General features: G+C 72.3%; 24 protein-coding genes. 13 read left to right on the top strand and 11 right to left on the bottom strand.

The genetic code is table 11. The features are described from left to right. Nucleotides 1–61 precede the first annotated feature (61 nt). On the bottom strand, nt 62–1,858 hold the full coding sequence (locus ACGF5U_RS01730; protein ID WP_392713867.1) for an AMP-dependent synthetase/ligase: 1,797 nt from the start codon (nt 1,856–1,858) through the stop codon (nt 62–64). A 281-nt stretch (nt 1,859–2,139) separates the two neighbouring features. Between ACGF5U_RS01730 and ACGF5U_RS01725 the strand changes: the two genes are divergently transcribed. The 6 genes from ACGF5U_RS01725 to ACGF5U_RS01700 all read left to right on the top strand — a co-directional run bounded on the left by ACGF5U_RS01725 (nt 2,140) and on the right by ACGF5U_RS01700 (nt 7,330). Beyond that, on the top strand, nt 2,140–2,916 hold the full coding sequence (locus ACGF5U_RS01725; RefSeq protein WP_392713868.1) for a metallophosphoesterase: 777 nt from the start codon (nt 2,140–2,142) through the stop codon (nt 2,914–2,916). Between the two features lie 59 nt (nt 2,917–2,975). Beyond that, complete coding sequence (locus ACGF5U_RS01720; protein WP_392713869.1) at nt 2,976–3,422, top strand: SRPBCC family protein; 447 nt, start codon at nt 2,976–2,978, stop codon at nt 3,420–3,422. Between the two features lie 486 nt (nt 3,423–3,908). Then, nucleotides 3,909–5,036, top strand: a complete 1,128-nt coding sequence (locus ACGF5U_RS01715; protein ID WP_392713870.1) for an ArsA family ATPase — start codon at nt 3,909–3,911, stop codon at nt 5,034–5,036. Nucleotides 5,037–5,068: 32 nt separating this feature from the next. Continuing rightward, nucleotides 5,069–5,494 (top strand): DUF5304 domain-containing protein, encoded by a 426-nt coding sequence (locus ACGF5U_RS01710; protein ID WP_392713871.1) that lies wholly within the window; start codon nt 5,069–5,071, stop codon nt 5,492–5,494. A 75-nt stretch (nt 5,495–5,569) separates the two neighbouring features. Then, the gene (locus ACGF5U_RS01705; protein ID WP_392713873.1) at nt 5,570–6,511 is read left to right on the top strand and encodes an ROK family glucokinase; all 942 of its coding nucleotides are present in this window, start codon (nt 5,570–5,572) and stop codon (nt 6,509–6,511) included. Between the two features lie 66 nt (nt 6,512–6,577). Beyond that, nucleotides 6,578–7,330: an endonuclease/exonuclease/phosphatase family protein gene (locus tag ACGF5U_RS01700; RefSeq protein ID WP_392713874.1), complete on the top strand. Its 753-nt coding sequence runs from the start codon at nt 6,578–6,580 to the stop codon at nt 7,328–7,330. A 9-nt stretch (nt 7,331–7,339) separates the two neighbouring features. Here the strand turns inward: ACGF5U_RS01700 and ACGF5U_RS01695 are convergent, their stop codons facing one another. Further along, complete coding sequence (locus tag ACGF5U_RS01695; protein ID WP_392713876.1) at nt 7,340–8,149, bottom strand: hypothetical protein; 810 nt, start codon at nt 8,147–8,149, stop codon at nt 7,340–7,342. Beyond that, on the bottom strand, nt 8,142–8,921 hold the full coding sequence (locus ACGF5U_RS01690; RefSeq protein WP_392713878.1) for an alpha/beta hydrolase: 780 nt from the start codon (nt 8,919–8,921) through the stop codon (nt 8,142–8,144). Before ACGF5U_RS01690 ends, ACGF5U_RS01695 begins: the two co-directional genes overlap by 8 nt. 183 nt (nt 8,922–9,104) lie before the next feature. On the opposite strand from ACGF5U_RS01690, the gene ACGF5U_RS01685 reads away from it, so the two are divergent. The 4 genes from ACGF5U_RS01685 (at nt 9,105) to ACGF5U_RS01670 (ending at nt 12,933) form a co-directional block, all read left to right on the top strand. Then, nucleotides 9,105–9,857, top strand: coding sequence for a lysophospholipid acyltransferase family protein (locus ACGF5U_RS01685; protein WP_392714392.1), 753 nt, complete (start codon nt 9,105–9,107; stop codon nt 9,855–9,857). A gap of 27 nt (nt 9,858–9,884) precedes the next feature. Then, nucleotides 9,885–11,111 (top strand): MacS family sensor histidine kinase, encoded by a 1,227-nt coding sequence (gene macS, locus ACGF5U_RS01680; protein WP_392713880.1) that lies wholly within the window; start codon nt 9,885–9,887, stop codon nt 11,109–11,111. Beyond that, the gene (locus tag ACGF5U_RS01675; protein ID WP_392713882.1) at nt 11,108–11,779 is read left to right on the top strand and encodes a response regulator; all 672 of its coding nucleotides are present in this window, start codon (nt 11,108–11,110) and stop codon (nt 11,777–11,779) included. Before macS ends, ACGF5U_RS01675 begins: the two co-directional genes overlap by 4 nt. Nucleotides 11,780–11,910: 131 nt before the next feature. Continuing rightward, a complete protein-coding gene (locus tag ACGF5U_RS01670; protein ID WP_392713884.1) occupies nt 11,911–12,933 on the top strand; it encodes a 2-hydroxyacid dehydrogenase in 1,023 nt (340 codons plus the stop codon). Here ACGF5U_RS01670 and ACGF5U_RS01665 read toward each other — a convergent pair. Both ACGF5U_RS01665 and ACGF5U_RS01660 read right to left on the bottom strand, forming a co-directional pair. Next, the gene (locus ACGF5U_RS01665) at nt 12,858–14,906 is read right to left on the bottom strand and encodes an anthranilate synthase family protein (protein WP_392713885.1); all 2,049 of its coding nucleotides are present in this window, start codon (nt 14,904–14,906) and stop codon (nt 12,858–12,860) included. The genes ACGF5U_RS01670 and ACGF5U_RS01665 overlap by 76 nt on opposite strands. Before the next feature lie 110 nt (nt 14,907–15,016). Then, nucleotides 15,017–15,073, bottom strand: a complete 57-nt coding sequence (locus ACGF5U_RS01660; protein WP_392714394.1) for a trp operon leader peptide — start codon at nt 15,071–15,073, stop codon at nt 15,017–15,019. A 118-nt stretch (nt 15,074–15,191) separates the two neighbouring features. On the opposite strand from ACGF5U_RS01660, the gene ACGF5U_RS01655 reads away from it, so the two are divergent. Together ACGF5U_RS01655 and ACGF5U_RS01650 are read left to right on the top strand one after the other, a co-directional pair. Then, complete coding sequence (locus ACGF5U_RS01655; RefSeq protein ID WP_392713886.1) at nt 15,192–16,547, top strand: class II 3-deoxy-7-phosphoheptulonate synthase; 1,356 nt, start codon at nt 15,192–15,194, stop codon at nt 16,545–16,547. A gap of 215 nt (nt 16,548–16,762) precedes the next feature. Next, entirely contained in the window at nt 16,763–16,996 is a 234-nt protein-coding gene (locus ACGF5U_RS01650; RefSeq protein WP_392713888.1) for a bacterioferritin-associated ferredoxin, read from the top strand. A 159-nt stretch (nt 16,997–17,155) separates the two neighbouring features. Here ACGF5U_RS01650 and bfr read toward each other — a convergent pair whose 3' ends face one another. Next, on the bottom strand, nt 17,156–17,635 hold the full coding sequence (gene bfr / locus ACGF5U_RS01645) for a bacterioferritin (protein ID WP_392713890.1): 480 nt from the start codon (nt 17,633–17,635) through the stop codon (nt 17,156–17,158). Nucleotides 17,636–17,790: 155 nt separating this feature from the next. Here bfr and ACGF5U_RS01640 point away from each other — a divergent pair, with 155 nt between their 5' ends. Beyond that, nucleotides 17,791–18,423, top strand: coding sequence for a sulfite oxidase-like oxidoreductase (locus ACGF5U_RS01640; RefSeq protein ID WP_392713892.1), 633 nt, complete (start codon nt 17,791–17,793; stop codon nt 18,421–18,423). Between the two features lie 15 nt (nt 18,424–18,438). Here ACGF5U_RS01640 and ACGF5U_RS01635 read toward each other — a convergent pair whose 3' ends face one another. The 5 genes from ACGF5U_RS01635 to thiS form a co-directional block, all read right to left on the bottom strand. Then, a complete protein-coding gene (locus ACGF5U_RS01635; RefSeq protein ID WP_392713894.1) occupies nt 18,439–19,062 on the bottom strand; it encodes a DUF4396 domain-containing protein in 624 nt (207 codons plus the stop codon). A 96-nt stretch (nt 19,063–19,158) separates the two neighbouring features. Then, nucleotides 19,159–20,052: a deoxyribonuclease IV gene (locus ACGF5U_RS01630; RefSeq protein WP_392713896.1), complete on the bottom strand. Its 894-nt coding sequence runs from the start codon at nt 20,050–20,052 to the stop codon at nt 19,159–19,161. Between the two features lie 6 nt (nt 20,053–20,058). Then, on the bottom strand, nt 20,059–22,086 hold the full coding sequence (pknB, locus tag ACGF5U_RS01625) for a Stk1 family PASTA domain-containing Ser/Thr kinase (RefSeq protein ID WP_392713898.1): 2,028 nt from the start codon (nt 22,084–22,086) through the stop codon (nt 20,059–20,061). A gap of 97 nt (nt 22,087–22,183) precedes the next feature. Then, nucleotides 22,184–22,978, bottom strand: a complete 795-nt coding sequence (locus tag ACGF5U_RS01620; protein ID WP_392713900.1) for a thiazole synthase — start codon at nt 22,976–22,978, stop codon at nt 22,184–22,186. A 3-nt stretch (nt 22,979–22,981) separates the two neighbouring features. Then, nucleotides 22,982–23,230 carry a sulfur carrier protein ThiS gene (gene thiS, locus ACGF5U_RS01615; RefSeq protein ID WP_392714396.1) on the bottom strand — a complete coding sequence of 83 codons (249 nt, stop codon included), beginning with the start codon at nt 23,228–23,230 and terminating at the stop codon, nt 22,982–22,984. Between the last annotated feature and the right edge of the window lie 13 nt (nt 23,231–23,243).

Raw genomic sequence — 23,243 nt, 5'->3', positions numbered from 1 at the left:
TCCGGACGGTGAGCGGGGCGCTCACGACGCACGGGGCCCGGACGGTGAACGCGGCGGCGCCTCACGCGCGGTAGATCGCCTCGATCTCGTCGGCGAAGTCCTTCGCCACCACGTTCCGCTTCAGCTTCAGGGACGGGGTGATGTGCCCCGCCTCCTCCGTGAACTGGGAGGTGAGAATGCGGAATTTCCGCACCGATTCCGCCTTGGACACCGCGGCGTTGCCGTCGTCCACGGCCCGCTGCACCTCGGCCAGCAGATCCGGGTCGTCGCGCAGCGCCGCCGCCGTCGAACCCGCCGGCTTGCCGTGCTCGGCGGCCCAGCGCCCCAGGAACTCCTCGTCGATGGTGACCAGCGCGCCCACGAACGGGCGCCCGTCGCCCACCACCATGCACTCCGCGACCAGCGCGTGCCCGCGGATCCGGTCCTCGATCACCGCCGGAGCGACGTTCTTGCCGCCCGCGGTGACCAGGATCTCCTTCTTCCGGCCCGTGATGGCGAGATAGCCGTCCTCGTCCAGCGTGCCGATGTCGCCCGTGTGGAACCAGCCGTCCACCAGCACCTCGGCCGTCGCCGACTCGTTCTTCCAGTAGCCGTTGAAGATGTGCTCGCCGTGGAGCAGCACCTCGCCGTCGTCGGCGATCCGCACCACCGAACCCGGCAGCGGCTGCCCGACCGTGCCGATCTTCTGCCGGTCCCAGGGGCTGAACGCCGTCGCCGCGCACGACTCCGTCAGGCCGTAGCCCTCCAGCACCGTGAAGCCGATGCCCCGGTAGAAGTGGCCGAGGCGCTCGCCCAGCGGTGCGCCGCCCGAGATCGCGTACTCGACGCGACCGCCGAGTACCGCGCGCAGCTTGGAGTAGACGAGCCGGTCGAAGACCGCGCGCTTGATCCGCAGGCCCAGCGGCACGCCCTGCGGGCTGTCCACGGCCCGGCTGTACGCGATGGCCGTCTGCGCCGCCTTGTCGAAGATCTTGCCCTTGCCGTCCGCCTGCGCCTTCGCGCGCGCCGCGTTGTAGACCTTCTCGAAGACGCGCGGCACGCCGAGCACCAGCGAAGGCCGGAACGAGGCCAGTTCGTCGGTGAGGTTCTTGATGTCCGGGACGCAGCCCAGCCGGATCGGGGCCAGCACCGACGCCACCTCGACCATCCGGCCGAAGACATGGGCGGCCGGCAGGAAGAGCAGCACGGACGACTCGCCGGTACGGAACAGCGGCCCCAGCCGCTCGACGAGGTTGCCGCACTCCGTGAAGAAGTTGCGGTGCGTCAGCACACAGCCCTTGGGGCGGCCCGTGGTGCCCGACGTGTAGACGATCGTGGCGATGTCGTCGGCCTTCGCGGCGGCGCTGCGCTCGTCGACCGTCTCCTCGGTGACGTCCACGCCCGCCTCGGTGAGCTCACCGACCGCGTCCGCGTCGATCCGCCAGATGTGCTTCAGCTCCGGCAGCGCGTCCCGTACGGACTCCACGGACGCGGCGTGCGCCCCGGTCTCCACGATCGCCGCGACCGCGCCCGAGTCGCCGAGGATCCACTGGATCTGCTCGGGCGAACTCGTCTCGTACACCGGCACGGTCACCGCGCCGGCGCTCCAGATCGCGAAGTCCAGCTGCACCCACTCGTAGCGGGTACGGGAGATCAGGGCGACCCGGTCGCCCGGGCGGACGCCCCGCGCGATCAGGCCCTTGGCGGCGGCGCGGACCTCTTCGAGGAACCGCGTGGCGGTGACGTCGGCCCAGGCGCCCGCGACCTTGCGGGCCATCACCGCGGCGTCTGGATGCTGAGCGGCGTTGCGGCGGATCAGATCCGTCAGGTTGCCGTCCGCGGGGACCTCGTACAGGGCCGGAAGGCTGAACTCGCGCAAGACTGCTGCTCCTCATCGGGCGCCGACGCCACGGCTCTGTGTGACGCGCCGGCTGCGGTCCAAGACGGGCAGGTGCTCATGTGGGGGTGAGCACGACTGGACTGCCCGGACGTTACCCACCAGTACTCGGTTCCCGATAGGGGGTCCTGGCCAGATGTTCTGTGCGTCACACGTAACGTCACGCGTAATTGGCGGTGCTTCGCGCACAGTAGTCCACTCCCGGGACGACTCGGAAGTAACCGCAGGTCCGGCCCGCGATCGACCGCCTAAGGTGGGGTGACATGCGAGTTCATGTGGTCAGCGACGTGCACGGGAACGCCCGGGACCTCGCCAGAGCCGGGGACGGCGCCGACGCCCTGATATGCCTCGGCGACCTGGTCCTCTTCCTCGACTACGCCGATCACTCGCGCGGAATCTTCCCCGAACTCTTCGGGGCGGCCAGCGCCGGCCGCATCGTCGCCCTGCGCACCGCCCGCCGCTTCGACGAGGCCCGCGCGTTCGCCCGGCGGCTGTGGGCCGAGCTCGCGGAGCGGGGCGTCGACCGGAACAGCGCGATCGAGTCCGCCGTACGCGCCCAGTACGCCGAGCTGTTCGCGGCGTTCCCCACGCCGACGTACGCCACGTACGGCAACGTCGACATCCCCGCCCTGTGGCCCGAGTACGCGGCACCCGGCACCACCGTCCTCGACGGCGAACGCGTCGAGCTCGGCGGCCTCGTCTTCGGGTTCGTGGGCGGCGGGCTGCGCACCCCGATGCGCACGCCGTACGAGATCCCCGACGAGGAGTACGCCGCGAAGGTCGAGGCGCTCGGCGAGGTCGACGTGCTGTGCTCGCACATCCCGCCGGAGGTCCCCGAACTGACCTACGACACCGTGGCCCGCCGCTTCGAGCGCGGCAGCCGCGCGCTGCTCGACGCGATCCACCGCACACGGCCCCGGTACGCCCTGTTCGGCCACGTCCACCAGCCGCTCGCCCGGCGGATGCGCGTGGGCGCGACCGAGTGCGTGAACGTGGGCCATTTCGCGGCGTCGGGGAGGCCCTGGGCCCTGGAGTGGTGACCGGCGGGCACGCGATAGCCTGCACACCACGTACCGAGCCCCCCGGAGGAGCCACAGCGATGGCGGAACACACCAGCTCGAGCATCACGATCGAGGCGGCACCGGCCGAGGTCATGGGGGTGATCGCCGACTTCTCCCGCTACCCGGAGTGGACGGGTGAGGTGAAGGAGGCCGAGGTGCTCTCCAAGGACGCCGCCGGCCGCGCCGAGCAGGTCCGCCTCGTCCTGGACGCCGGGGCGATCAAGGACGACCACACGCTCGCGTACACCTGGACCGGCGACGACGAGGTCAGCTGGACGCTCGTCAAGTCCCAGATGCTGCGCGCCCTGGACGGCTCCTACCAGCTGGCCCCCCTCGGCGCGGGCGACCGCACCGAGGTGACGTACCGGCTCACCGTGGACGTCAAGATCCCGATGCTCGGCATGATCAAGCGCAAGGCCGAGAAGGTCATCATCGACCGGGCGCTGGCGGGCCTCAAGAAGCGCGTCGAGTCCCACCCGGCCTGACCGCCCCGGCCCACCTCCCGGGGGGCTCCCGGGCCTCCTCTTGCCTCCGGGGTGGGTTTCCTCTTACCTGCGTGGTGGGGCTCCTCTTGCTTGCGTGGTGGGTCTCTTCCTGCCTGCGGGTGGGTTTCCTCTTGCCTGCGGGTGGGTCTCTTCCTGCCTGCGGGTGGGTTTCCTCTTGCCTGCGTGGTGGGGTTCCTCCTGCCTCCGTGGTGGGTTCGTGCTGCTCGGTTTCTCCGGGGTGGGGTTCTACCGGTCTGCGGGTTTCTCCCGGTGGGGTTGCGCTGGTTCTGTGGGTTCCTGCCCGGTGGGTTTTGCCGGTCTGTGGGTTTCTGCCCCGAGCGGGTGGGGGTCGGTGCCGTTCCGGGCTCACCTCCTCGGGTCGGCCGGGTTCGGGTCCCGGTCCTGGGAGCCGTGCCGTTCCGGCCGACCCTGCGGGGGCGACCCTCCACGTCCCCTCCCGCCGGTGGGCAGCGGTACGGTTCGGGGATGCGTACCCTCCTCGTCACCGGGCCCGGCGGGGCCGGGCGTACCACCGTCGCCGCAGCGACCGCCGTCCAGGCCGCCCGAGAGGGGCGGCGGGTGCTGCTGGTGACGGGCGACGACATCGCCGAACGGTTCCCGGCCGAGGGCCCCGTCGTGACCCGGGTCGACTCGGGCGCGCACTTCCGCGCCGAGCTGCTCGCCTTCCAGGAGCGGGCCGCCACCGCCCTCGACATGCTCGGCGCCGGGCGGCTGGACGACGAGGAACTCACCGAGCTGCCCGGCAGCGACCGGTTCGCGCTGCTGCGGGCCCTCAGGGACGCCGGGCGGGGCGACTGGGACCTGGTCGTCGTGGACCTTCCGGCCGTCCAGGACGCCGTCCGGCTGCTCGCCCTGCCGCAGCAGCTGCGCCGCTATCTGCGCCGACTGCTGCCGCCCGAGCGGCAGGCGGCCCGTGCGCTGCGGCCCATGCTGGCGCAGCTCGCCGGAGTGCCCATGCCCGCCGACTGGCTCTACCGCACCGCCGCCCGCTGGGAGGCCGAGCTGGCTGCCGTCCAGGAGCTCGTCGAAGCCCCGACGACCAGCGTCCGGCTCGTCCTGGAACCGGGCCCGGCCGCCGCCGACGCGCTGCGCGCGGCCCGCGCCGGCCTGGCGCTGCACCGGCTCGCGCTGGACCCGGTGGTCGCCAACCGGCTGCTGCCCACCACGTCCGCCGACCCGTGGCTCGCCGCGCTCGCCGCGCAGCAGCAGACGCACCTCAAGGCGCTGCGCGACGAGTACGAGGTCGCGGAGGTTCCGCACCTGGGGCGCGACCCCCGCTCGGCCGAGGACCTGGCGCTGCTGGAGGGGCTGTGCCCCGCGCCGCCCCTGGCCGCACCCGGCTGGAGCGTGGACGACCGGCGCGAGGAGGACGGGGTGCTGGTCTGGCGCATCCCCCTGCCCGGCGCCGCCAAGAGCGACCTGGGCCTGGTGCGGCGGGGCGACGAACTCGTCCTGACCGTCGGACCGTTCCGGCGGATCACCCCGCTGCCTTCCGTGCTGCGCCGCTGCACCGTCTCCGGGGCCGGCCTGCAGGACGGGGTGCTGAGCGTCCGTTTCACCCCGGACCCCGGCCTGTGGCCCCGTACCCCCTGAATCCGCGTCCACCGTTCGGGTACCGTCGAGGCATGAGCGATGCCACAGACCGTCCCGACCCGGACGCCTGGGCGCGGGCCTGCGCCGAGGACCTGGCGGCCGAGAAGGCCCGCCGCCGGGGCACCGGTGGCCCGCCGCCCGGCTCGGCCGCCGAAGAGCTGCGCAAACTCGTCGACGCCGTCGCCGACAAGGTCACCTCGCTGGGGAACCCGCTCCTCGGCGCGGGAGCCCAGGGCACGGTCCGGCACCTCGTCGACCAGGCGAAGTCCGCGATAGAGCCGGTGATCGAGCGCAATCCGCAGGTCTTCGACCATCTCGCCGCCGCCGGCGGTGAACTCCTCGCCGCCTACCGCTCCGCCGTCGAGGGCCACGAGCGCCGCTGGACGCACGGCCCCCGGCCGGAAGACGAGAAGAACGACGAGGGTCCGGGCGGTAGCGAGCACATCGACCTCGACTGAACGGACGTAACGGGCCGGGGCCCTCCCTCGGGTACGGTTGGCCGTAGCGGGGCTCGACCGAAAACTGAGGGACACATGGGACTCACCATCGGCGTCGACATCGGCGGCACGAAGATCGCGGCCGGCGTGGTCGACGAAGAGGGCACCATTCTCGACACCCACAAGGTGCCCACCCCGTCGACTCCGGAAGGCATCGTCGACGCGATCTCCGCGGCCGTCTCGGAGGCGGGCAAGGGCCATGACATCGAGGCCGTCGGCATCGGCGCCGCCGGCTACGTGGACGACAAGCGCGCCACGGTCCTCTTCGCACCGAACATCCACTGGCGGCACGAGCCGCTGAAGGACAAGGTCGAGCAGCGCGTCGGACTGCCGGTCGTCGTGGAGAACGACGCCAACGCCGCCGCCTGGGGCGAGTACCGGTTCGGCGCGGGCCAGGGCCACGACGACGTCATCTGCATCACGCTCGGCACGGGCCTCGGCGGCGGCATCATCATCGGCAACAAGTTGCGCCGCGGCCGGTTCGGCGTGGCCGCCGAGTTCGGCCACATCCGGGTCGTCCCGGACGGTCTGCTGTGCGGCTGCGGCAGCCAGGGCTGCTGGGAGCAGTACGCCTCGGGCCGCGCCCTCGTGCGGTACGCGAAGCAGCGCGCCAACGCCACCCCCGAGAACGCCGGCATCCTGCTCTCCCTGGGCGACGGCACCGCCGACGGCATCGAGGGCAAGCACATCAGCGACGCCGCCCGCCGCGGCGACAAGGTGGCCGTCGACTCGTTCCGCGAGCTGGCCCGCTGGGCGGGCGCCGGCCTCGCCGACCTGGCCTCCCTGTTCGACCCGTCCGCGTTCATCGTCGGCGGCGGCGTCTCGGACGAGGGCGAACTCGTCCTCGACCCGATCCGCAAGTCGTTCCGGCGCTGGCTGGTGGGCGGGCAGTACCGCCCGCACGCCCAGGTGCTGGCCGCCCAGCTCGGCGGCAAGGCCGGTCTGGTCGGCGCCGCGGACCTCGCCCGTCAGGGCTGAACCCCGGCGCGTCCCGCCCGCCGCGCCCTCTGGGGATGCGGCGGGCGCTGCCGTATCTTGCTGGTCATGGCGCTCCCCGCTCTGCCCGACTCCCGCACCGAGCCGGACGGTTCGGCCGTGATCCGGGTGCTCTGCTACAACATCCGCTCGATGCGCGACGACGAGGACGCCATCGCCCGGGTGATCAAGGCATGCGCGCCCGACGTCGTCCTCGTGCAGGAGGCGCCGCGCTTCTTCCGCTGGCGCAAGCACGCGGCGCGGCTCGCGGCCAAGAGCGACCTGGTGGTGCTGGGCGGCGGCGCCACCGCGTCGGGCCCGCTGCTGCTGTGCTCGCTGCGCGTCACCGCCGAACGGGCGGAGGACGTGCTGCTGCCGCTCACCCCCGGTCTGCACCGGCGCGGCTTCGCGACCGCGGTCGTACGGATCGGCGGGGCGCGGATCGGCCTGCTGAGCTGCCATCTGAGCCTGCGCGGCGACGAACGGTACGCGCAGGCCGGGATGCTGCTCGACCGGCTGGCCACGATGGACGTGCCGTACGCGATCGCGGCGGGCGACATCAACGAGCGGCCCGACGGCAGGTCCTTCCGGCGGCTGGCCGCCGAGCTGCAGGACTGCTGGACCGTACGGCCGTGGGGCGGCGAGTACACCTCGACCCCCGACGAGCCGCACCAGCGGATCGACGCCGTCTTCGCGACGAAGGGCGTCGAGGTGCTCGGCTGCGGTGTGCCCCGGGGGCTGCCCGGGGTCACGGACGCGGACCTCAGGGCGGCGACGGACCACCTTCCGGTCCTCGCCGCCCTGCGCGTACCCGCCGTCTGAGAACGGCGGTCAGACGACCGCGCCGCGCCCCGGGTCGTCGTCCTCGTCGTCGTCGCCGTGCCGCATCCGGGCCACCAGCGTGACGAAGCCGCCCAGGAAGCCGCCGACGCACAGCGTGGTCAGCCACCAGGTCATGTCCCACTGGAGCACGACGGCGACCAGCATCAGCACCGGTCCGCCGATCACCCCGAGCCAGCCGAACTTGGCCGTCGTGTCGGCCTCCGGCAGCGGCGGCGGCTCCGGCGGTACGAAGTGGCCCTCGTCGCCCGCGTCGGAGTCGTCGTCCTTCGGCTCGGCCACCCGGTAGTCGCGGGGACCGGCCATGCCGACGCCGGGCGCGAAGACGACGGAGCCGCCCAGCGGCCGGGCGGGCGCCGCGCCCGCGTCCCCGTCGGCCTCGGAGGTGTCCGCGCCCTCGCGGTCCTCGGTGGGCTCGGCGCTCTTGCCGAACCCCTTGTCGAGTCCCTTGTCCCCGCCGTCGTCCCCGCTGCTCCCGGCCCGGCCCCGGCCGGTGCTGCGGTCGTCGCCGCCGTCGCCGTCGTCGGAGGGGTTTTCCAGCAGGGCCAGGTCCTCGATCGACCGGAACGGCCTGGCCCCCGGCGGATCGACCGGCTCCTCGCCGTACGCCGCCACGATCGCGGCCCAGGCCGCCTCCTCGTCCAGCGGCTCGGGCCGCTCCCCGCTCACCCGCTCGTCCCGCCGTTCCCCCTGGCCGCCCCCGTCCCCCTGCTGCTGGTCCCGCTGGTCCTGCTGGTCGCGCTGATCCGGCTCGTCCCGGCCGTCCTGACGGCCGTGGTCCGCGTCGTGCTGCTCAGCCACCGGTGGTGCTCCCCTTCTCGCCGACACGCGACGCGAGCCGGCCGATGAACGCGTAGCTCTCCTCGAAGATCCGCTCCGCATCGTGGTCCAACGTCGCCACGTGGTAGCTCTGTTCCAGCAGGATCTCCTTCACGTCCGTCGAGGAGATGCGGCTGAGGATCCGCGCGGAGTCCGCCGGCGGCACCACATGGTCCTGGGGGCTGTGCAGCAGCAGCACCGGCTGGGTGACCTGCGGGAGCTCGCCGTCCACCACCCGGAAGAACTGCCGCAGGGAGTGCGCCGCGTGCAGGGGCACCCGGTCGTACCCGATCTCCTTGACGCCTTCCTTGGCGATGTCGCTGGCGATGCCGTCGGTCGACGGGACGAGGTGGCGGACGACCGGCAGCGCGTGCGCCATCACCCCGTGCACCTTGTTGCCCGGGTTGACGACGACGAGGCCCTTGACGGCGTCACCGTGCTTGGCGGCGAGCCGCAGCGACAGCGCGCCGCCCATGGAGAGTCCGAAGACGAAGACCTCGGAGCACCGCTCAAGCAGCGTGCGCAGCTCGCGGTCCACCTCCGCGTACCAGTCCTGCCAGCTGGTCACCTGCATGTCCTGCCAGCGGGTGCCGTGCCCGGGCAGCAGCGGGAGCGACACCGTCAGACCACGCTCGGCCAGATACTCGGCCCACGGGCGCAGCGACTGCGGGGAACCGGTGAAGCCGTGACAGAGCAGCACGCCGACCTCGCCGCCCTCATGGCGGTACGGCTCGGCTCCAGGGAGGACCGGCACGAAGGTCTCCTGTTCGGATTCGATGGGGCTCGGGAAATGTGTACTTCACCGTACGCGACCGGGCTGACACCGACCAGGTCCGTCACAGCCGCGACCGAGGCCGCGGGGACGGAGGGGGAGCCCCATCCGGGTTAAGGTCTGACCGACGGCACACAGGAGGAATTCGAGTTGATCTACGGCGCAATGAAGTTCTCGATCGGGGGATCGCTGAAGCTCGCCTTCAGGCCCTGGGTGGAGGGCCTCGAGAACATTCCCGCCGAGGGGCCGGCGATCCTCGCGAGCAACCACCTGTCCTTCTCGGACTCGTTCTTCCTGCCGGCGGTGCTGGACCGGAAGGTCACCTTCATCGCCAAGGCCGAGTACTTCACGTCGCCCGGTGTGAAGGGCAGGCTCACGGCCGCCTTCTTCAAGGGCGTCGGCCAGCTGCCGGTGGACAGGTCCGGAGCCCGCGGCGCGGGCGAGGCCGCCGTCAAGAGCGGCATCGAGGTCATCGAGCGCGGTGAGCTCTTCGGTATCTACCCGGAGGGCACCCGCTCCCCGGACGGCCGCCTCTACCGGGGCAAGCCCGGCGGCCTCGCGCGCGTGGCGCTGGCGACCGGCGCCCCGGTGATCCCCGTCGCCATGATCGACACCGAGAAGATCCAGCCGCCCGGCAAGGTCGTCCCCAAGCTCATGCGCCCCGGGATCCGGATCGGCAAGCCGCTGGACTTCAGCCGCTACCACGGCATGGAGGGCGACCGGTTCATCCTGCGTTCGGTCACCGACGAGGTGATGTACGAGATCATGAAGCTCTCGGGCCAGGAGTACGTCGACATCTACGCCACCGCCGCGAAGCGACAGATCGCCGACGCGGAGAAGGCCGCCAAGGAGGCCGCGAAGCAGGCCGCCAAGGCGTCGGCGGAGAAGGACGAGAAGGCCGCGAAGTCCGACGCCTGAGCGCGTCGCAGGTGGTGGGTGGGGGAGATGGCCAAACGCGAACGCGTCGTACGCATGTCCGTGGAGCAGCCGCTGTGGCGCGCGCTGACCGCGTACCGCGTCCTGACGATGGTGTACGCCGTCCTGCTGTTCGTCTCCACCCGCGACCAGTTCGAACGCCCGTGGGTCGCCGTCGGCTTCCTCGCCGTCATGTCGGTCTGGACGCTCGCCACCCTCCCCAAGGTGGCCGGCGCGGCCGGCTGCACCAAGCGGTTCCTCGTCGCCGACCTCACCATCGCCCTCGCCGGAATCCTGCTCACCCCGGTCGCCGACGTCCACGCCCAGCTCCAGGACGGCCCCACCCTGCCGTCGATCTGGACCGCCGGGTCGGTCCTCGCGTACGCCATCAAGGGCGGCTGGCGCTGGGCGGGCTTCGCCTCGTCGCTGGTCGCCGTCGCCAACATCGTCGAGCGCGGCCAGCCGAGCCGCGACACCCTCCACAACGTGCTGCTGGTGTGGGTCGCCTCCATCGCCATCGGCTACGTGGTGGAGGTCGCCCGCGCCTCCGAGCGCACCCTCGCCCGCGCCCTGGAGATCGAGGCGGCCACCCGCGAGCGGGAGCGGCTCGCCCGCGACATCCACGACTCCGTCCTGCAGGTGCTGGCCATGGTCCAGCGCAGGGGCACCGCGCTCGGCGGTGAGGCCGCCGAGCTCGGCCGTATGGCGGGGGAGCAGGAGGTCGCCCTGCGCACCCTGGTGGCCGACGGACTGAGCCGCCCCTCGCACGTGTCGGAGGACGAGTCGCAGGGCGCCGTCGTCCGCGTCGTGGACGAGCCGGACGGCGACGTGCCCGCGGGCCCCGTCGACCTGCGGACCCTGCTGGCCCCGCACGCCGGGTCCCGGGTGACGTTCGCCGAGCCGGGCGCCCCGGTGCTCCTGCCGGAGGACGCGGCACGGGAGCTGGCGGCCGCTGTCGGTGCCGCACTGGACAATGTCCGCAGGCACGCGGGCGCGGACGCCCGGGCGTGGATCCTGGTCGAGGACTGGCCGGACGAGGTGATCGTCACGGTCCGGGACGACGGGCCCGGCATCCCCGAGGGGCGGCTCGCGCAGGCGGAGGGCGAGGGGCGGCTCGGCGTCACCCAGTCCATCCGGGGCCGACTCAGGGACCTCGGCGGCACCGCCGAGCTGGTCTCGGTCCCGGGCCAGGGCACGGAGGTCGAATTGAAGGTTCCACGGGCCGTGCGCGGTCCCCGGGGGAAGGCGGGACGATGAGCGAGCAGCGGATCACGGTGATGGTCGTCGACGACCACCCGATGTGGCGGGACGCGGTCGCCCGCGACCTGGCGGAGGCGGGCTTCGACGTGGTCGCCACCGCCGGGGACGGCGACCAGGCGGTACGCCGCGCCCAGGCCACCTCGCCCGACGTGCTGGTGCTCGACCTGAACCTGCCCGCCAGGCCCGGCGTGCAGGTCTGCAGGGAGCTCGTCGGGGCCCGCCCCGAGCTGCGGGTGCTCGTGCTGTCCGCGAGCGGTGAGCACGCCGACGTCCTGGAGGCGGTGAAGTCCGGGGCGACCGGCTACCTGCTGAAGTCGGCCAGCACCCAGGAGCTGATCGACGCCGTGCGCCGCACGGCCGCCGGTGACCCGGTGTTCACGCCGGGCCTCGCCGGACTGGTACTCGGCGAGTACCGCAGGCTCGCCGCCGAGCCGGCGCCCGCCGCCGGGACGGGCGAGCCGAAGGCCCCGCAGCTCACCGAACGCGAGACGGAGGTGCTGCGGCTGGTCGCCAAGGGCCTGAGCTACAAGCAGATCGCCGAACGCCTCGTCATCTCGCACAGGACCGTGCAGAACCACGTCCAGAACACCCTGGGCAAGCTCCAGTTGCACAACAGGGTCGAGCTCGTGCGGTACGCGATCGAGCGCGGCCTGGACGACGCCTGAGCCGACGGGCGCCCGGGCGCCCGGGACGTCCGGCGGGCCGGACGGCCCCCGATCCGGCGGGCACGGCGGGGGACCGGGCCGTATATTCGCCGTATCCGGCCCTGGCTCTTCCCACCCCTCAGGAGACCGCCGTGGACGTCCTGGCATTCGGCGTGCAGGCCGACGAGAGGCCCCTCATCGAGCGGGCCTTCGCGGGCCGCTTCGACGTGCGCTGCCTCGACGTCTTCCTCACCGAGGACACCGCACCGATCGCCGCGGGCCACGAGACCATCTCGACCAGCGTCAACGCCGACCTCGGGGCCCGGGTGCTGCGCATCCTCGCCGACGGCGGGACGCGGATGATCGCCCAGCGCTCCACCGGGTTCAACAACATCGACCTCGACGTCGCCCGGGAGCTCGGCCTCACCGTGGCCCGGGTCTCGTACTACTCGCCGTACTCCGTCGCCGAGTTCGCCTGGACGCTGGCGATGGCCGTCAACCGCCATGTCGTCCGCGCCTCCAACCGCACCCGCGACTTCGACTTCCGCCTCGACGGACTGCTCGGCCGCGACATGCGCGGCCGTACCGCCGGGGTCCTCGGCACCGGCAAGATCGGCGAGGCGTTCACCCGCATCGCCCACGGGTTCGGCATGAACCTGCTGGGCTGGGACATCGCCCCCAACCCGGCCTGCGTCGACCTCGGCATGCGGTACGTCGACCGGGACGAGCTCCTCGCCGCGTCCGACGTCGTCAGCCTGCACGTGCCGCTGCTGCCGTCCACCCAGCACCTCATCGACGCGGCGGCGCTGAAGTCGATGAAGGACGACGCGATCCTCGTCAACTCCAGTCGTGGCGGCCTCATCGACACCGAGGCGCTCGTCCGGGAGCTCCGCGCGGGCCGCTTCGCCGGGGTGGGTCTCGACGTGTACGAGGCGGAGGCCGGTCTCTTCTTCCTCGACAAGTCCCTGGAAGTGGTCGAGGACGACACCCTGGCCCGGCTGATCACGTTCCCGAACGTGGTCGTCACCTCCCACCAGGCGTACTACACCGTCGACGCGGTGACCGAGATCATCGCGACGACGGTGCGGAACATCACCGACTACGCGGAGGGCAGGCGCAGCGAGAACGTGCTCGTGCCGCCGCCGGACGCCCGGCCGCCGGACGCGGTCGTCTGACGCGTCAGCTCCGCCACGATCGAGGGGCCGCGCAGCGTCAGCACCGACTCGGGGTGGAACTGGACCCCCGCGAACCCCGGTCCGCGCAGCGCGTGCACCTCGCCCGTCACCGGATCGCGGCTCACCTCGACATCGCGCAGCGCCAGCCCGGCGGCCGCCGCGTCGTCGCAGCGGGCCGCGAAGCTGTTGTAGAACCCGACCGTCTCGCGCGTGCCGAACAGATCGACGTCCACCTGCGCGCCCTGGAACGGGGTCCGCTTGCGGACGATGTCCAGGCCCAGCTCCGCCGCGATCAGCTCGTGCCCGAGGCAGACGCCCAGGACGCCGTGCCGGTGGCCGCGCAGCACGTCGGCGGTCAGCGCGCGCAGGAAGCGCATCTTCGGGTCGGTCGTGTCACCCGGGTCGCCGGGGCCCGGCCCCAGCACCACAGGGCCCCGGTGCGTCAGCGCCGCCTCCCGCACGCCCGGATCGTCGAACCGGCGCACGGTGACCGTCAGGCCCGAGGAGCGCAGCACGTGCGCGAGCATCGCGGTGAACGTGTCCTCGGCGTCCACCACCAGCGCGTGCCCGGTGAGCTCGCCGGTGCCCTCCCGCATCCGCAGCCAGAACGGCGCCAGGTCCGCGCGCCGGGCGTCCAGCGCCGCCCGCACCCTCGGGTCGTCGGCGAGCCGGGGCGCTCCGGGCGCCGCATCGGCGCACGGCCGTCCGGGCCGCACGCCCAGGGCGGCCAGGACGCCCGCCGCCTTCGCGTGGGTTTCGGCGACCTCCCCGTCCGGGTCGGAGTGGCGTACCAGCGTCGCGCCGACCGGGACGCGCAGCGCCCCGTCGGCCGCGATGTCGGCGGTACGGATCAGGATGGGCGAGTCCAGGGTCTGCGCCCCGGCCGTGTCGGTGCCCAGCAGGGCCAGCGCCCCCGCGTAGTAGCCGCGCCCGCCCGTCTCATGCCGTTCGATGACCCGGCAGGCGTTCTGCACGGGCGCCCCCGTGACGGTCGCCGCGAACATGGTCTCGCGCAGCACGTCCCGTACGTCGAGCGTCGACCGGCCCCGCAGCTCGTACTCGGTGTGGGCGAGATGGGCCATCTCCTTCAGTCTCGGCCCGACGACGACCCCGCCCCTGTCGCCGACGGTGCACATCATCTTCAGCTCCTCGTCCACCACCATGGAGAGCTCGTCGGTCTCCTTGCGGTCGGCGAGGAACGCCAGCAGGTCCTCCGGTGTCGGGCCGCCGGCCGGATAGCGGTACGTGCCGCTGATCGGGTTCATGACGACCGTCCCGCCCGACATCCGCACGTGCACCTCCGGGCTGGCGCCGACGAGCGTCCGCTCCCCGGTGTGCACCGCGAACGTCCAGTACGCGCCCCGCTCGCCGGCCAGGAGCCGGCGGAACAGCGCCAGCGCGTCGGCCCGCCCGAATCCGGGGATCCGCCCGGTGTACGTACGGCGGATCACGAAGTTGGCGCCCTCGCCGCGCCCGATCTCGTCCCGGACGACCCGGCGCACCGTCGCCGCGTACTCCTCGTCCGGCACGTCGAACCCGCCGTCCTCGACCCGCACGTCGTGCGCGGGCAGCAGCTCCAGCACCTCGCCGAGCGGCACCTCGTACCGCTCCGCCGCGACCAGCACCGTCAGCGGGGTGCCGTCGTCGCGTACGTCGAAGCCCCGCTCCCGCAGCTGCCGGAACGGGACGAGGGCCAGGGCGGGCCGGTCCCCGACGGGGAGGTCGGCGAGCCGTTCCACGTCGTGGACGTCGCCGATCAGGAGCTCGACGGTGTCGTGGTCGCGGCCGGGTGTGCGGCGGCGCAGCAGGGCGAAGGGCGGGCAGGCGTCGTCCAGCAGCCGGGACAGCAGCCCGGGGAGCAGCGGGGCGGGCGGGCCGGACGGCTGCGGGGACAGCGGCCGGGCGGGTGCGCCGGACCGCGGCGGGGCGGGCGGGGTGGACGGCTGCGGGGCGGGTGGGCGGGAGAGATCCATGGGGCGGCGTTCCTTCCGGGTCCTGGGGAGGGGTGGAGCGGAGGAACGGCCCGTACAACGAGAGAAGGCCGCCCCTCGGGCGGCCTTCGCGTGGTCTGTGTGCGCGCGAGTCAGGTGGCCGCCGGATGAGCGGTCCACCACCAGTTCTGGGTCGTCTGCGCGAACATGTGCGGCACCCTAGCGCATGCTCCGGCGGGCGGCCGTCCGATCGGACCGTTCTGTCGGTTCCGTCTCACCAGGCGGGCTCCCTCTCCCGCGACCGCTTCGACCCTTTAGTGTTGAGCCGTGACCGTGAACGCTGATTCCCAAGCCGTCGCCGCCAAGGCGACCTGGCGAGACCTGCCCGCGGCGCAGCAGCCCGAGTACCCCGATGCCGAGGCTCTGCGCGATGTGATCGCGGACCTCGAGTCGTATCCGCCGCTGGTCTTCGCCGGCGAGTGCGACCAGCTGCGCGCCCGGATGGGAGCCGTCGCCCGGGGCGAGGCGTTCCTGCTCCAGGGCGGCGACTGCGCCGAGTCCTTCGACGCCGTCGGCGCGGACGACATCCGCGCGAAGCTGAAGACGCTCCTCCAGATGGGTGCCGTGCTGACGTACGCCGCCTCCGTCCCCGTCGTGAAGGTGGGGCGGATCGCCGGCCAGTACTCGAAGCCGCGCTCCAAGCCGACCGAGACCCGTGACGGGGTGACGCTGCCGACCTACCGGGGCGACTCCGTCAACGGCTTCGCCTTCACGGAGGAGGCCAGGGTCCCGGACCCCGAGCGGCTGAAGCGCCTGTACCAGGCGTCGGCCTCGACGCTGAACCTGGTGCGCGCGTTCACCACCGGCGGCTACGCCGACCTGCGCCAGGTGCACGCCTGGAACCAGGACTTCGTGAAGTCGTCGCCGTCCGGTCAGCGCTACGAGCAGCTGGCGCGCGAGATCGACAACGCGCTGAACTTCATGAAGGCGTGCGGCACCGACCCGGCCGAGTTCCGTACGGTCGAGTTCTACGCCTCGCACGAGGCGCTGCTGCTCGACTACGAGGCGGCGCTGACCCGGATCGACTCCCGCACCGGCGAGCTGTACGACACCTCCGGCCACATGGTCTGGATCGGCGAGCGCACCCGGCAGCTGGACGGCGCGCACATCGAGTTCGCGTCGAAGATCCGCAACCCGATCGGCATCAAGCTGGGCCCGACGACATCGGTGGACGAGGCGCTGACGTACATCGACCGCCTGGACCCGGAGCGTGAGCCGGGTCGGCTGACCTTCATCGTCCGCATGGGTGCCGACAAGGTCCGCGACAAGCTCCCCGAGCTGGTCGAGAAGGTCACGGCGTCCGGTGCGACGGTCGCCTGGGTCACCGACCCGATGCACGGCAACACCTTCGAGGCGGCCTCGGGTCACAAGACGCGTCGCTTCGACGACGTCCTGGACGAGGTCAAGGGCTTCTTCGAGGTCCACAAGGCGCTGGGTACGCACCCGGGCGGTATCCACGTCGAGCTCACCGGTGACGATGTCACCGAGTGCGTCGGCGGCGGCGACGAGATCTTCGTGGACGACCTGCACCAGCGGTACGAGACGGCCTGCGACCCGAGGCTCAACCGCAGCCAGTCCCTGGACCTGGCGTTCCTGGTGGCGGAGATGTACCGCGACCAGTGACCGGGTGGGACCGCCCGGGTGAGTGACCGGGTGAAAGACTGGTGATCTTGGCTGGAAACAGTCTTGACAGCAGTGTGGGGCGTGGATCCATGTGATCCGCGCCCCATCGCTGCTTCCGGGCTCGACAGGGCTTTTGCGTATCCCGCCCGATGGGTAAGGTTAGGTTAGCCTCACCGATCAAGCGGGGGGCGTCGAGCCTTGAGACCTGCAGGGAGGTGACCCGCGTGTACGTCTGCTCGTGCTTCGGTATCACCGAGAAGCAGGTCAAGGAACACGCGGACGCCGGCGCCTGCACGCCCCGCCAGATAGCGTCGGCCTGCAAGGCGGGCACCGACTGCGGCTCCTGCGTGCGCCGCATCCAGGCCATTCTCGGCCGGGGCACCTGCCCGCGGCGCGAGCTGCTGGACCAGGGTGAGCCGGCGCTCACGGACCTCTCCGAGGCGGCCTGACCGGTCCACCCGGCCTGCCGGGCCTGAGCGGTCCGCCGGGTCCACCCGAGCCGCCCGGTCTACCCGAGCCGCCTGGTCTACCCGAGCCGCCTGGTCCACCCGAGCCGTCTGGCGCACCGTATCCGCCCGGTTCGCTCGGCCGGGCGTGGCGGGGCGCGGTCAGCTGTCCGGCTGCTCGATGTGCTGGGCGATGTACAGCGCCTCACCGAGCTTGTCGATCAGTGCCAGATGGGTGTCCAGGTAGTCGATGTGGTGCTCCTCGTCCGCGAGGATCGACTCGAAGATGTTGGCCGACGTGATGTCGCCCTTGTTGCGCATCAGCTCGATGCCCCGCTTGAGGCGGTCGATCGCCTCCACCTCGATCTGCCGGTCCGCCTGGAACATCTCGGTGACCGTCTGGCCGACCCTGACGTGGAACAGCCGCTGGTAGTTCGGCAGGCCGTCCAGGAAAAGGATGCGGTCGGTGAGCACTTCGGCGTGCTTCATCTCGTCGAACGACTCCGCGCGCGTGTATTTCGCGAGCTTCGTCCACCCGAAGTTCTCCTGCATCTTGGCGTGCAGGAAGTACTGGTTGATCGCGGTCAGTTCGGCAGTCAGCTGCTCATTGAGGAACTCGATGACTTCGGGGTCGCCCTGCATCGCAGAGGCTCCTTCCGCGCAGTGAAAGGGGCAGGATGCGCGCATCCTCGCACCACCGTCGAAGGTCGTCCAGTAAGTGCAGGCTTAGTAGGAGTTGCCCGAATCGGGTCGGGTGCTGGTCATGACCACCCCTCCCGGTCTGTCACCATTGAGCCATGGGTCAGCCGGAGAGCGAGGAACATCGGGCGGCGAGGGAGTCCGAGCTTCCGCCGGGACAGCGACTCCAGCGCGGCTGGCCGGTCACCCACTACGGTCCCGTCCCCAAGTTCAAGCCCGACCGCTGGGAGTTCCGGGTCTTCGGCGCCACGGCGGACGGCGACAAGCGCTGCTGGAATCACGAGGAGTTCTCGGCGCTGCCGTTCTCCACCGTCGTGGCCGATCTGCACTGCGTCACGAAATTCAGCATGCTCGGGGCCGAATGGGGTGGGGTGCCCGCCCGGACGATCCTGGAACTCGCCCCGCCGGCGCCGTCCGTCAGCCATGTGATGGTGTGGGCCGAGTACGGATTCAGCGCCAATATGCGGCTGTCCGATTTCGCGTCCGAGCGGACCATCTTCGCCACGCACAAGGACGGTGAGCTGCTCACCGCCGAACACGGCTTCCCGCTGCGGTTGATCGTGCCGCACCTGTACGCCTGGAAGGGGCCCAAGTGGGTCCGGGGCGTGGAGTACATGACCGCCGATCGCCGCGGCTTCTGGGAGGAGCGCGGCTATCACAACATCGGCGACCCGTGGACCGAGCAGCGGTACTCGTACCAGGAGGAGCCGGGGGACGGCCCGGAGCTCTGACTCCTGGTACGAGCGTCAGTGGTGGTACCGGTGGACCACCGCGTGCCCCTTGCCGCGACCGATCATCCACTTGTTGACCGGGGTGGTGACGGCGAAGGCGACCAGGAACGCGAAGCCCAGCGCGCCCCAGAACAGGCCGTCGGCCAGGTGCGCGTCCATCGCGCCCGGCACCAGCAGCAGGACGCCGTTGTCGACGACCTCCATCACGGTGATCGAGAGCGTGTCGGCGGCCAGGGCGACGCCGATGGCGGCCTTCAGGCCCAGCCCGGCCCGTACGACGGCCCAGAGGGTGAGCGAGTAGCCGAAGAAGAACGCCAGCGTGATGGCGAGGGCCATGGTCGGCGCGTTCCCCCAGCCGAGCGCGGTGCCGATGACCATGCCGAGCACCTCACCGATGGCGCAGCCGATGAGGCAGTGGAGCGTGGCCTTGGCGGCCACGGCCCAGCTGACCTTGCCGGTGGCGTGCCGGTGGTCGTGGGGCCCGTGGTGGTCCTGATGGCCGCCCGTGTGCTCGGGGTGCTGAGCGTGCCCGTCGTGGCGGACGGGGGCGGGTGCGGTGCGCTCTGTGGGGTGCTCGGTGTGCGCTGTGCCGGGCGCTGTGCTGTGCGCGGTCGGCCGGGTGTCGCTGTCGTGCCTCATGAGAGGTCCCCCAATGCCGGGTGGCGGTTCCTGACGACAGCGGGAACCATATACCCCCCTAGGGTATTCCCAAGGGTCCGTGCGGTGCTGGGGGTGTCAGTGATGGCGCAGTTTCTTCAGCCTCTCCACGTCCGCCAGGTGCCCTTCCCTGCCGCCGGGGGTCTCGATGATCAGCGGCACGCCCTCGGTCGCCGGGTGGCGCATCAGCTCGCGGAACGGGTCCTCGCCGATATGGCCGGCGCCGATGTTCGCGTGGCGGTCCTTGTGGGCGCCCACCACGTCCTTGGAGTCGTTGGCGTGCACGAGCTTCAGCCGGCCCTCGCCGACCGTCCCGACCAGCTCGTCCAGCGTCCGCCGCATCCCGTGCTCGCCGGTCAGATCGTGCCCCGCCGCGAAGATGTGGCAGGTGTCCAGGCAGACGCCGAGCCTGGGGTGGGCGTCGAGCGCCGCGAAGTACGGTGCGAAGTCCGCCGCCGTCGAGCAGAGAGACGACCCCTGGCCGGCCGTCGACTCCAGCAGCAGGAACGGGTCGTCGGCGTGCGTCAGCTCGTCCAGCAGCGGCAGCATCCGCTCCCGCACCTGGGCGAGCGCCTCCTCGCGGGGGCGGCCGCCGGTCGCCGAACCGGTGTGCACGACGACGCCGAGCGCGCCGATCTCCCGGGCCCGGCGCAGCGAGTGGCGCAGGGAATCCACCGACCGGTCGACCGTCGCCTCGGTGTGCGAGCCGAAGTTGATCAGGTACGGGGCGTGCACGTACGCCGAGATGCCCCCGGTCTCGCAGGCCGCGCGGAACAGCTCGTCCTGCGCCGGGTTCCCGGCCGGAGTCGCCCAGCCGCGCGGGTTGGCCACGAAGACCTGCACGGTCTCGGCGCCCAGCTCACGGGCGTAGGCGAGGCCGGTTCTGGCCAGGCCGCCGGCCACGGGCACATGGCCGCCGACGGGGTTGCGGACGCCGCCCGGCCGGGAGGGGCCGACAGCCTGGGAGCGCATGGGTGACTAGATTCCCTTGGTCTTGACGGTGATGGTGCTGCCCTCGGGCGCCCGCTCGCCGCCGGCCACGGACTGGCTGCTCACGGTGTCGCTGAGGAACGGGAAGCTCTTCTCGACCTTCACCTCGAAGCCCGCCGCCTTCAGCTCGCGCGTGGCGTCGTCCACGCTCAGCCCGGTGACGTCGGGGACCTCGGCCATGCGCGGGCCCTTGGAGAGCGTCAGCGTGATCGTGTCGCCCCTGGCGGCCCGGCTGCCCTCGGCGAGCGACTGGGCGGCCACGGAACCGGCCGGGTGCGGTGAGTGGACGCGCTCATCGGCGATCCGCACCCTGAACCCCGTGTCCGTGAGGCTGCTCCGGGCGTCGTCGCCGGTCCGGCCGATGACGCCGGGGACGTCGATCGGGGCGCCCTTGCTGACCACGAGGGCCACGGCGGAGTCGGGGGAGCGCTCGGTGCCGGCCGCCGGGGAACTGGAGATCACCGCGCCCTGCTCGACGTCCTCGCTGAACTCCTCCGTCACCACGCCCGCCGCGAGGCCCGCGTCCGCCAGCGCCTTCTTGGCGTCCGCGAGCGGCGTGCCCTTGAGCTCCGGTACCTTGACGATCTTCGGGCCCCGCGAGATGACGAGCGTCACCGAGCCGTTGCCCCGGACGCGCTCGCCCTGCGCGGGGTCGGTGGCCATGACGGTGCCGCGCTCGAAGGCGCCGCTGAACTCGGTTCTGGTGCCGCCGACGTCGAGACCCGCGTCGGCGAGGCGCTTCTCGGCCTCCGCCCGGCTCTTGCCCAGCAGGCCGGTGGGGACGTGCGTGAACTGCCCGGAGTTGATGTACCAGACGCCCGCGCCGACCGTCAGGACCAGCAGCACCGCCGCCACGACGGCGAACAGTCCGCGCCGGGGACCCGAGAAGGGTCCGGTGCGTGGCGCGGGACGGCCACCGGACTCGGGGGCGGGCGGCAGCTCCAGACGGCTGGTGTGCTGGACGCCGGGTCCCGCGCCGCCGTCCGCCGCGCCGCCGAGAGCCCCGCCCGCAGCACCGCCGCCGGCAGCCCCGCCGCCGAGAGCCCCGCCCGCAGCACCGCCGCCGATGGCCGCCTCGGACGGCAGGGGGCGCGGGATGACGCTGGTGACGTCGTCCGGGTCGGCGGCGGACTCGGCACGGGCCTGCGGCGGGACCAGGTCCAGCTGGTCGTCGCCGAGCGCGGCGCGCGCCTCCCTGACCCGGGCCAGCAGCGCCACCGCGTCATGCGGGCGTACGTCCGGGTTGCGGGCGGTGGCCTCCGCCACCAGCTCGTCCAGCTCGACGGCGAGGCCGGGTACGGCCTCGGACGGCGCGGGGACCGCGTTGTTCAGATGCTGGTAGAGGACCTGCGCCGGGGTGTCGCCGGTGTGCGGCTTCGCGCCCGTCAGCATCTCGTACAGCACCACGCCGCACGCGTAGACGTCGGCGCGGGTGTCGGCGGTGCCCAGCTCGATCTGCTCCGGCGCCAGGTACGACACCGTGCCGAGCACGGATCCCGTGGTGCTGGTCGCGGCGCCGACGGCCCGTACGAGCCCGAAGTCGGCGACCTTGACCCGGCCGTCGTCGCCTATCAGGACATTCTCCGGCTTCATGTCCCGGTGCACGAACCCGGCGCGGTGCGCCGCGCCCAGGGCGGCGAGGACCGGCTCCAGGATGTCGAGCGCCGCACGGGGGCGCAGCGCCCCGCGTTCGCGCAGCACGTCCCGCAGGGTGCAGCCGGCCACGTACTCCATCGCCAGGTACACGTACGCGCCGTCGGCGCCCTGGTCGAAGACGCCGACGACGTTCGGGTGCGAGAGCCGGGCCACGGACTTGGCCTCACGGATGAACCGCTCCACGAACGACGCGTCGGTCGCCAGGGACGGGTGCATCACCTTGAGGGCGAGCAGCCGGTCCAGCCGGGTGTCGACGGCCGTGTAGACCGTGGCCATGCCACCGACGGCGATGCGCGCGTCGACTCGGTAACGGCCGTCGAGCAGCTGACCGACGAGCGGGTCGTGCAGGGTCGTATCCACGCGGTCGAGTCTACGAGCCCGTACCGACCCGCCCGTCGCCCTGTACATGATCAGCGCCGTACCGCAGCCGACCTGTGACAGCCGGCCGCGGGGGCGGTCAGAACGCCGGGCGCTCGGGATCCAGCACGGCCCTGCCCTCCACCGGTGACGAGGCCTCCGCGAAGTGGCGGCGGGGGATGCGGCCCGCGCGGTGCGCGAGCCGGCCCGCCTCGACGGCGTGCCGCATCGCCTCGGCCATCAGCACCGGCTCCTGCGCCCGTGTGACCGCCGACGCCAGCATCACCGCCGCGCAGCCCAGCTCCATCGCCAGCGCCGCGTCGGACGCCGTACCCGCGCCCGCGTCCAGGATCACGGGCACGTTCGCGCGCTCCACGATCAGCTGGAAGTTGTGCGGGTTGCGGATGCCGAGACCCGAGCCGATGGGGGAGCCCAGCGGCATGATGGCCGCGCAGCCCGCGTCCTCCAGCCTGCGCGCCAGGACCGGGTCGTCGTTGGTGTACGGCAGCACCGTGAAACCGTCGTCGACCAGTGCCTCCGCCGCGTCGAGCAGCTCGATCGGATCGGGGAGCAGCGTGCGCTCGTCCGCCACCACCTCCAGCTTGATCCAGTCGGTGCCGAGCGCCTCCCGCGCGAGCCGGGCCGTCAGCACGGCCTCACCTGCCGTGAAACAGCCCGCCGTGTTCGGGAGGACGCGGATGTCCAGCCGGTCCAGGACGGACAGCACCGAGCCCTGGACGGTCGGGTCGAGGCGGCGCATGGCCACGGTCGTCAGCTGCGTGCCGCTGGCGGCGAGGGCGCGTTCCAGTACGTCGAGGCTCGGCGCCCCGCCCGTACCCATGATCAGCCGGGAGTCGAAGGTCGTCCCGGCGATGGTGAGACGGTCGTCGGCCATGGTTCAGCCCCCCTGGACGGCGGTGAGGACCTCGACCCGGTCGCCGTCGGCGAGCAGCGTCCCGGCCCACTGGCCGCGCGGGACGACGGTCTCGTTGACGGCGGCGGCGACGCCGGACGGGGCGGACGTGAAGGTCGCGACCAGCGCGTCCAGCGTCAGCGGGGAGGCCAGCCGTCGTGCCGCACCGTTCACGGAGACGGTCAGGGCGGCGGCGGTCCCGGGCGGGGCGGGGGTCTCACCCGGGGCGCTCATGCCGGTCGGGGCA

Origin of the sequence: Streptomyces sp. NPDC047886 (genome assembly GCF_043204435.1) — a bacterium.
Lineage (GTDB): Bacteria > Actinomycetota > Actinomycetes > Streptomycetales > Streptomycetaceae > Streptomyces.
Note: the sequence above shows the minus strand (reverse complement) of the source record. Positions and strands in the feature narration are given on the sequence as shown.

Bases quoted from the DNA above. Each gene is read 5' to 3' on its own strand.
- ACGF5U_RS01725 (WP_392713868.1), top strand. From the start codon at position 2,140: ATGCGAGTTCATGTGGTCAGCGACGTGCACGGGAACGCCCGGGACCTC.
- ACGF5U_RS01720 (WP_392713869.1), top strand. From the start codon at position 2,976: ATGGCGGAACACACCAGCTCGAGCATCACGATCGAGGCGGCACCGGCC.
- ACGF5U_RS01715 (WP_392713870.1), top strand. From the start codon at position 3,909: ATGCGTACCCTCCTCGTCACCGGGCCCGGCGGGGCCGGGCGTACCACC.
- ACGF5U_RS01710 (WP_392713871.1), top strand. From the start codon at position 5,069: ATGAGCGATGCCACAGACCGTCCCGACCCGGACGCCTGGGCGCGGGCC.
- ACGF5U_RS01705 (WP_392713873.1), top strand. From the start codon at position 5,570: ATGGGACTCACCATCGGCGTCGACATCGGCGGCACGAAGATCGCGGCC.
- ACGF5U_RS01700 (WP_392713874.1), top strand. From the start codon at position 6,578: ATGGCGCTCCCCGCTCTGCCCGACTCCCGCACCGAGCCGGACGGTTCG.
- ACGF5U_RS01685 (WP_392714392.1), top strand. From the start codon at position 9,105: ATGAAGTTCTCGATCGGGGGATCGCTGAAGCTCGCCTTCAGGCCCTGG.
- macS (WP_392713880.1), top strand. From the start codon at position 9,885: ATGGCCAAACGCGAACGCGTCGTACGCATGTCCGTGGAGCAGCCGCTG.
- ACGF5U_RS01675 (WP_392713882.1), top strand. From the start codon at position 11,108: ATGAGCGAGCAGCGGATCACGGTGATGGTCGTCGACGACCACCCGATG.
- ACGF5U_RS01665 (WP_392713885.1), bottom strand. From the start codon at position 14,906: ATGGATCTCTCCCGCCCACCCGCCCCGCAGCCGTCCACCCCGCCCGCC.
- bfr (WP_392713890.1), bottom strand. From the start codon at position 17,635: ATGCAGGGCGACCCCGAAGTCATCGAGTTCCTCAATGAGCAGCTGACT.
- ACGF5U_RS01640 (WP_392713892.1), top strand. From the start codon at position 17,791: ATGGGTCAGCCGGAGAGCGAGGAACATCGGGCGGCGAGGGAGTCCGAG.
- ACGF5U_RS01635 (WP_392713894.1), bottom strand. From the start codon at position 19,062: ATGAGGCACGACAGCGACACCCGGCCGACCGCGCACAGCACAGCGCCC.
- ACGF5U_RS01630 (WP_392713896.1), bottom strand. From the start codon at position 20,052: ATGCGCTCCCAGGCTGTCGGCCCCTCCCGGCCGGGCGGCGTCCGCAAC.
- ACGF5U_RS01620 (WP_392713900.1), bottom strand. From the start codon at position 22,978: ATGGCCGACGACCGTCTCACCATCGCCGGGACGACCTTCGACTCCCGG.
- thiS (WP_392714396.1), bottom strand. From the start codon at position 23,230: ATGAGCGCCCCGGGTGAGACCCCCGCCCCGCCCGGGACCGCCGCCGCC.